The organism is Mucilaginibacter gossypii, assembly GCF_900100945.1.
In the GTDB taxonomy this organism is placed as follows: domain Bacteria; phylum Bacteroidota; class Bacteroidia; order Sphingobacteriales; family Sphingobacteriaceae; genus Mucilaginibacter; species Mucilaginibacter gossypii.
In genome coordinates this window covers 1-4,413 of record NZ_FNCG01000040.1, presented here as the reverse complement: position 1 = coordinate 4,413, position 4,413 = coordinate 1, and the positions used below count along the sequence as shown (strand labels likewise).

Genomic DNA, 4,413 nt, shown 5'->3' with positions numbered 1-4,413 from the left:
CCAGCGCCCCTTCTCCCGAAGTTACAGGGCCATTTTGCCGAGTTCCTTAGCCATGATTCACTCGAGCACCTTAGGATTCTCTCCTCGACTACCTGTGTCGGTTTACGGTACGGGTTTTTATTACCTGAAGCTTAGCGGGTTTTCTTGGAAGTCTGATTACCTGAACTATCACCTTGTCCGAAGATTTGGTGTACTATCAGCTTTCAGCAAAGTCTGCGTACTTAACTACAAACTCTATACCTACAGCCTTTAACGAACTATTCCGTCAGTTCGCGTCAGTGTCACTACTCCGTCACCGCATCGCAGTAATAAAAAGTACTGGAATATTAACCAGTTGTCCATCGGCTACGCCTGTCGGCTTCACCTTAGGCCCCGACTAACCCTGATCCGATTAGCGTTGATCAGGAAACCTTAGTCTTTCGGTGGGCGGGTTTCTCTCCCGCCTTATCGTTACTTATGCCTACATTTGCTTTTCTATTCCCTCCACAGTCAGTTACCTTCCTGCTTCGCCGGATAATAGAATGCTCCCCTACCAGTCATATTAATATGAATCCATAGCTTCGGTATACTGCTTGATGCCCGTTTATTATCCATGCCCGATCGCTCGACTAGTGAGCTGTTACGCACTCTTTAAATGAATGGCTGCTTCCAAGCCAACATCCTAGCTGTCTGTGCAATCGGACCTCGTTAGTTCAACTTAGCAATAATTTAGGGACCTTAGCTGATGGTCTGGGTTCTTTCCCTCTCGGCCATGGACCTTAGCACCCATAGCCTCACTCCAGCGTATATTATAAAGCATTCGGAGTTTATCTGGATTTGGTAGGATTTGACTCCCCCGCACCCAATTAGTAGCTCTACCTCTTTATAACTCAACCGCCAGGCTGTTCCTAAAAACATTTCGGGGAGTACGAGCTATTTCCCAGTTTGATTAGCCTTTCACCCCTACCCACAAGTCATCCGGAAACTTTTCAACGTTTATCGGTTCGGTCCTCCAGTACCTGTTACGGCACCTTCAACCTGCCCATGGGTAGATCACAAGGTTTCGCGTCTACCTCCCCTGACTATACGCCCTTTTCAGACTCGCTTTCGCTTCGGATCCGTGTCTTAAACACTTAACCTTGCCAGGGAAGAGTAACTCGTAGGCTCATTATGCAAAAGGCACGCCGTCACCCGTTGCCAGGCTCCGACCGCTTGTAAGTACACGGTTTCAGGTTCTATTTCACTCCCCTGTTCGGGGTTCTTTTCACCTTTCCCTCACGGTACTGGTTCACTATCGGTCTCTCAGGAGTATTTAGCCTTACCGGATGGTGCCGGCAAATTCCCACAAGGCGTCTCCGACCTCGCGGTACTCAGGATACCACTATCCTATTATCTATTACCCGTACGCAGCTCTCATGCTCTATGGCCGGGTTTCCCACCCCGTTCCGGTTCTATTTAATATTCATGTTGTGGTCCTACAACCCCTGCTATGCCGTAACATAACAGGTTTGGGCTTCTTCCATTTCGCTCGCCACTACTCTGGAAATCACTATTGTTTTCTCTTCCTCTGCTTACTTAGATGTTTCAGTTCGGCAGGTTAGCGCATTTATGCAGTTATTCTTCAAATAACTAGGTTTCCCCATTCGGAAATCTGCGGATTAATTCATATTTGCTAATCCCCGCAGCTTATCGCAGCTTATCACGTCCTTCTTCGCCTCTGAGAGCCAAGGCATCCCCCGTGTACCCTTTCTTACTTTCTTCTACTCTTGCGCCTTTTGCGCCGCAAGGTATGTCTTTATTTTAGATCAGTCATTAAGTCATTATTTCATTGAGTCATTGCATTGCTGCTTTGTCTCTTTGTAGTATTGAACCTAACAACGTCTCTATCTGTTGTTTTCTCTTGTTTTCAATTACTTCTTCCAATATGTCAAAGAACGTTAGTTTTCATCTGTAGCGTAACCTATATTATAGTTACTGTAGAATACTTGGTGGAGAATAACGGATTCGAACCGTTGACCCCCTGCGTGCAAGGCAGGTGCTCTAGCCAGCTGAGCTAATCCCCCGTTAGATGAGGTGAAAACTGAAAGGTTAAAGCTGAAAGGTTTTCTTACCTTTTGCCTTTATCCTTTTCCCTTTCTTCCTTTTTTGTAGTCCCGAGCAGATTTGAACTGCTGACCCCTACATTATCAGTGTAGTGCTCTAACCAAGCTGAGCTACAGGACTATTTGTTTTTAGTTGCAGTTATCAGTTGCAGTTTGCAGGACTTTTCTGCCTACTGCTGCTGCCACTGCTTACTGCCACTTGTCCTGTACTTACTTGCGTTTGCACATTCCACAGATGGCTTCATCTTCTGGGTTTCCTTTTGTCTTTTTGTTTGTGTTTTAAGAAATATCATGTAGGTAACAGTTCCGAATTACTCAGAGATCCTGCTCCAGAAAGGAGGTATTCCAGCCACACCTTCCGGTACGGCTACCTTGTTACGACTTAGCCCCAGTTACCGACTTTACCCTAGGACGCTCCTTGCGGTTACGCACTTCAGGCACTTCCAGCTTCCATGGCTTGACGGGCGGTGTGTACAAGGCCCGGGAACGTATTCACCGCGTCATTGCTGATACGCGATTACTAGCGAATCCAACTTCACGGGGTCGAGTTGCAGACCCCGATCCGAACTGTGAATGGCTTTAAGAGATTGGCATCCTGTTGCCAGGTAGCTGCCCTCTGTACCATCCATTGTAGCACGTGTGTAGCCCCGGACGTAAGGGCCATGATGACTTGACGTCGTCCCCTCCTTCCTCTCTATTTGCATAGGCAGTCTGTTTAGAGTCCCCACCTTAAATGCTGGCAACTAAACATAGGGGTTGCGCTCGTTGCGGGACTTAACCCAACACCTCACGGCACGAGCTGACGACAGCCATGCAGCACCTAGTTTCGTGTTCCGAAGAACTGTGACGTCTCTGTCACATTCACTAACTTTCAAGCCCGGGTAAGGTTCCTCGCGTATCATCGAATTAAACCACATGCTCCTCCGCTTGTGCGGGCCCCCGTCAATTCCTTTGAGTTTCACCCTTGCGGGCGTACTCCCCAGGTGGAACACTTAACGCTTTCGCTTAGACGCTGACCGTATATCGCCAACATCGAGTGTTCATCGTTTAGGGCGTGGACTACCAGGGTATCTAATCCTGTTTGATCCCCACGCTTTCGTGCCTCAGCGTCAATCATACTTTAGTAAGCTGCCTTCGCAATTGGTGTTCTGTGACATATCTATGCATTTCACCGCTACTTGTCACATTCCGCCTACCTCAAGTACATTCAAGCTCTTCAGTATCAAGGGCACTGCGATAGTTGAGCTACCGTCTTTCACCCCTGACTTAAAAAGCCGCCTACGCACCCTTTAAACCCAATAAATCCGGATAACGCTTGGATCCTCCGTATTACCGCGGCTGCTGGCACGGAGTTAGCCGATCCTTATTCTCAAGGTACATTCAACTCGATACACGTATCGAGGTTTATTCCCCTGCAAAAGCAGTTTACAACCCGTAGGGCCGTCTTCCTGCACGCGGCATGGCTGGTTCAGACTTCCGTCCATTGACCAATATTCCTTACTGCTGCCTCCCGTAGGAGTCTGGTCCGTGTCTCAGTACCAGTGTGGGGGGTCATCCTCTCAGATCCCCTAAACATCGTCGCCTTGGTATGCCGTTACCACACCAACTAGCTAATGTTGCGCATGCCCATCTTGATCCTATAAATATTTGATTATAATACGATGCCATATCATAATGTTATGCGGTCTTAATCTCTCTTTCGAGAGGCTATCCCCCTGATCAAGGTAGGTTACATACGTGTTACGCACCCGTGCGCCACTCTCAAGGAAAGCAAGCTCTCCTATCCCGTCCGACTTGCATGTATTAGGCCTGCCGCTAGCGTTCATCCTGAGCCAGGATCAAACTCTCCATTGTAAAATGTTTTGTTTAACCACTGACCCTATTATTAATTAATAGAATCTGTATTATTATATCTTTATACAGCCTCTCTTCTTTTTGTAACTCTTCAATCTTCCTCAGCCTTAGCCTTGGTTAATCTCCCGTTACGCTACATGATTTCCATTTCTTAAAAGAACTTGCTCGCTTCATCATCCGAATCAGCTATTATGTCGTCGCAATTTTCATCGCTTAACTTGTCAGTTTGTTTCCCCGAAAATCGCTTTCGGCTCTTTTGTTTTACTCATTAACTATTGTTAACTTTCTTCCTTCTCTTATTGACTGAACTCGCTCAGCCTCAACTTCTTTCGCTCTTTCAAGCTCCCTTCCGTTTGGGTCTGCAAAGGTAGAAAACCTTTTCTTATTTCCAAAACTTTTTTATTTTTTATTTTTCAAAGTTTCAGACCCGCTTCGCTCTCTCCTTTTCCTCTTTTGCGGGCTGCAAAGGTGTGGATTT

Annotated in this window: 2 tRNA genes and 2 rRNA genes; all 4 read right to left on the bottom strand. The window is 46.9% G+C overall.

Annotated elements, in window-relative coordinates:
- Positions 1–1,739, bottom strand: a 23S ribosomal RNA gene (locus tag BLS28_RS30405); the annotation flags it as partial.
- Positions 1,740–1,965: 226 nt separating this feature from the next.
- A tRNA-Ala gene (locus BLS28_RS30400) sits at positions 1,966–2,042 on the bottom strand.
- A gap of 85 nt (positions 2,043–2,127) precedes the next feature.
- Positions 2,128–2,202, bottom strand: a tRNA-Ile gene (locus BLS28_RS30395).
- A 212-nt stretch (positions 2,203–2,414) separates the two neighbouring features.
- A 16S ribosomal RNA gene (locus BLS28_RS30390) occupies positions 2,415–3,935 on the bottom strand.
- Positions 3,936–4,413 lie beyond the last annotated feature (478 nt).